Source organism: Inquilinus limosus MP06 (assembly GCF_000767795.1).
Taxonomy (GTDB): Bacteria; Pseudomonadota; Alphaproteobacteria; order DSM-16000; family Inquilinaceae; genus Inquilinus; species Inquilinus limosus_E.
Window position 1 is genome coordinate 1 of sequence record NZ_JANX01000636.1, and the last position, 3,384, is coordinate 3,384.

5 protein-coding genes are annotated in these 3,384 nt (G+C 69.7%); all 5 read right to left on the reverse strand.

The annotated features are described in order from the left end of the window. Positions 1-92: 92 nt before the first annotated feature. The gene (locus P409_RS29925) at positions 93-1,388 is read right to left on the reverse strand and encodes a nickel-dependent lactate racemase family protein (RefSeq protein WP_034847013.1); all 1,296 of its coding nucleotides are present in this window, start codon (positions 1,386-1,388) and stop codon (positions 93-95) included. A 141-nt stretch (positions 1,389-1,529) separates the two neighbouring features. After that, complete coding sequence (locus tag P409_RS29930) at positions 1,530-2,003, reverse strand: hypothetical protein (protein WP_081991926.1); 474 nt, start codon at positions 2,001-2,003, stop codon at positions 1,530-1,532. Positions 2,004-2,266: 263 nt separating this feature from the next. Further along, positions 2,267-2,740 carry a YHS domain-containing (seleno)protein gene (locus P409_RS29935; RefSeq protein ID WP_034847017.1) on the reverse strand — a complete coding sequence of 158 codons (474 nt, stop codon included), beginning with the start codon at positions 2,738-2,740 and terminating at the stop codon, positions 2,267-2,269. Between the two features lie 26 nt (positions 2,741-2,766). After that, complete coding sequence (locus P409_RS39445) at positions 2,767-2,904, reverse strand: hypothetical protein (protein ID WP_161790496.1); 138 nt, start codon at positions 2,902-2,904, stop codon at positions 2,767-2,769. Beyond that, positions 2,901-3,384 (reverse strand): alpha/beta hydrolase family protein (locus tag P409_RS29940; RefSeq protein WP_034847019.1); only part of this gene is annotated, 484 nt, incomplete at its 5' end. The genes P409_RS39445 and P409_RS29940, both read right to left, overlap by 4 nt.

Consider the following 3,384-nt stretch of genomic DNA (forward strand, 5'->3'; position numbering starts at 1 on the left):
TCCCACGGCGCGACGCCCCCTCCCCCTACCCCCTCCGCAGGGGGAGGGGGGACTGGATGGTGCGGGTAGGGAGAACGGTTCCCGGCGAGCCGTCACCCCGCCGCATGGTACGGGATGACGTATGGCCCTTCCGGGATGATCGCTACCGCCGGATCGTTCGACCGGGCCACGCTGGCGGCGATGGCGGCGTCCAGATCGTCGACCAGCTCCGTCCCGGTGATCCCCCGCTCGGCCGCGCCGAGGCCGGTGGTGTAGAGCTCGACCCGGCCGAGGCGCAGCGATTTCAGCTGCATCTCGGTCTGCCACTCGTCGATCTCGGCCAGGGACTTCGCCGTCAGCGTCGCCAGGAACCGCTCCGGCCCCAGCTCGACCAGCCGGGTCTGGGCGTCGCGGAACTCGGGCGACCCGAAGCCCTCCGAGCATTCCGAGGCGATGATCAGCGTGCCGCCCGGCGCCAGGATGTCGAGCGGCGTCACCATGCCCTTGATCGTCTGATAGTAGGTCTTGTCCAGCGGATAGCCGGCCGAGGAGGTCACCACCGTCTTGAACTTGCGCGGCACCGGCACGCGGGTGGCGCCGCTGACGAAATCGACCGCCGCGGCGTGGCTGGCGATGATCTCGCCGAAGGTAACGCAGACCAGGTCGCGGGCCTCGTCCAGCACCGTGTTCAGGCCGTAGACCTCGCCCAGCAGGCCGACGATCTGCAGCTGCTCCTCATGCAGCGGGTTGCCGACCAGGTTGCACTGGACCGCCAACGGGTCCTCCATGAACCGGGCCGAATGGAAGGTGCGGATGGTCTCGTGATGGGCGACGCCGGGGGCGATCACCTTGCGGCCGCCGGACCAGCCGGCCATGAAATGCGGCTCCACCAGCCCGGTGGCGATGCGCAGATCGGCCTCGACGAACTGACGGTCGATCTTCACCGGCGTGCCGCGCGTCGCGGTGCGGCCGAAATCGACATGGGCGGCATCGTCTCGGGCGTCGTGATTGTCGACCCGGACATGCTCCAGCACCCAGGGGTCGCCCACCAGCTCGGCCAGCTCCTCGCCCAGATTGGGCCGGTGCAGGCCGGTGGCGACCAGGATGCTGATGCGGTCGAGCGGGATGCCCGACGCCACCATGGTCTCGACCATCGGCCGCAGGAACAGCCTGTTCGGCACCGGCCGGGTGATGTCGCAGATCAGGATGCAGGCGCTGCGCCGGCCGCGCGCCAGCTCGGCCAGCGCTGGCGCGCCGATCGGCTGCGCCAGCGTCTGGCGGATCGCGGCCTGCGGATCGGGCAGCTTCGGCAGCGGCTGCTTGCGCACCACCGTCGGCTGCACGCCCGCCGGCAGGCGGATCGGCAGATGGCCGCGGCCATAGGAGAGGGTGAGGTCCGCTGAGGTCACGGTGCTGCTCCGTTCGGCAAGGCCGGGATGATGGCCCCGATTTCGGAGCCCATCAATGCCGACCTGCCCGGGAGCCGCAAATTGTATGACAACCCTGCGACAAGGCTGGACCGGGGCGCAGCGGCGCGGGCTCCCGGCCCGCTACTTCAGCGTGATCACGACCGCATCGCCGCCGAGGCTCAGCATCAGGCCGGTGCGCTTGGCCTTGAGGCGCATCACCACGCCCTTGTCGTTCTTCAGCCACAGCACACCGCCGCTCTCCTCGCCGATGGCGAAGCCGTAGCGGCCCTGGACGTAGGCCCCCTCGAAGTCGTCGGCCTTCTTCAGGTCATAGACCTCGCCGGTGGCCTCGAGCGTCGACACGCCGATGCCGCCGATCCCCAGCCCCGAGACCATGAAGGGATAGGATCTGCCCTGGAACCGCAGGGTGCCGTCGCCGGTGTTACCGCTACCGATGAAGGCGGCCTGGACCTGATGCATCTCGACGGTCCCGGCCGGGGTCCGGTTCTTGACCGTCTCGGTGGCGGTGCCGCCGCCCTGCCTGGCGCACGCGGCCAGCAGAAGCGCGGCCGCAAGGACAATCCGGCGACGAGTCCTCGCAGAACCGAATGCCATCATGTGCTCCCCCTTCTTTATATCGCGTTCTGAATTCCCGGCGAGTTGTCGCTGCCGGAATGGCATTTGAAAATCCTTACATTCCTCATTCTGGACAGAAAAACACATGATGCTCAATGATTTTGAGGCGAGCACTGGCGGAGAACCCGCATACAATACTATGGAACCGAAACTATTCCGGGAACACCGCCGCGGGCGACACGTTCGCCGAGCGCATCGCCCGCGGCATGCGGCAGCCCTTCAATCGGCCGAGGCCGGGCGCCTCACTTGATGTCGCTCTTCCCGAGCTTCGGCCAGTTGGCATTGGCCTTGGCGATATAGCCCTCGGGGTCCTTGGCCCAGGTGTCGCGGACGCCGAGGTCGTAGTTCAGGTACAGCCGGCCGTCGACGATCGACCACGCCTCGGGCTCGATCTTCACCAGGTAGCCGCGCGAGGTGCCGTAGGCGCAGAAGCCGCCGAAGGCCGGCATGTACTTCTCCGGGTCGGCCTCGAACAGCGCCTTGTCCTCGGCGCTGGCGAACCACCAGGTGGCGCCGTCATGCTGCACGGCGAAGTCGGGGCTGCCCTGGTGCGGCTTGCCCTCGCGGAAATACGCCACGGGGTCGTAGCCGCGGATCGCCACATTCTCGGCCGGCGCGCCCAGCGTGTTCACCGGGTGCTGCGCATCCTGCGCCCGCGCGGCCAGGGGCGAGAGGAAGGCCAGCGCGGCCAGCGCCAGCAAGGTGCGTCGGAACATGATCGGCTCCTTTCGGGGATGCGGGGTCACTGGGCCAGCAGCGCTGATGCGCGCAGCCGGGCCAGCTCCTCCTCCAATTCGCGGATGCGCCGGTCCTTGCGGGCCAGCTCGCGGGCGGCCTCATCGGGCCGCTTCGGGTCGCCGGGGCGGGCGTCGGGGGTCATGGCAGAACCTCGCTCGTGATCGGGGTTGCGGGCAGGCCCAGCGCGCTCAGGGCGCCGTCCAGCCAGGTGGCCCGCACCTCATGCCCGCGATCGTGCAGGCACAGGGTGATCGGGCCGCGCTCGCAGCCCTCCGCCTGGGCGCAGGCGATGCCGGCGACCGTCACCGGCGTGTCGACGCCCAGCCGGCAGCCGGCGCGCTCCCCCAGCACCGTCAGGCTCAGGAAGGTGTCGCCCTGGTGCCAGCGGTCGCCGATGGCGCGGCCGGCCAGGGGAAAGGTGCGGTCGGCGCGGCCGTGGAAGTGGACGAGCGGCGGCGGTGCCGTCTCGCAGTCGCCGGGCCGCGGCAGCGGGTCCCAGAACACGCCGGAGAAGGTGACGGCGCCGGCCACGCGGTCGCCGAGATGGCAGGCGACAGTCCAGGCCATCGACGCGCCCTGGGAGAAGCCGCCGACCACCACCCGGTCGGGCCGAAGCCGAAGC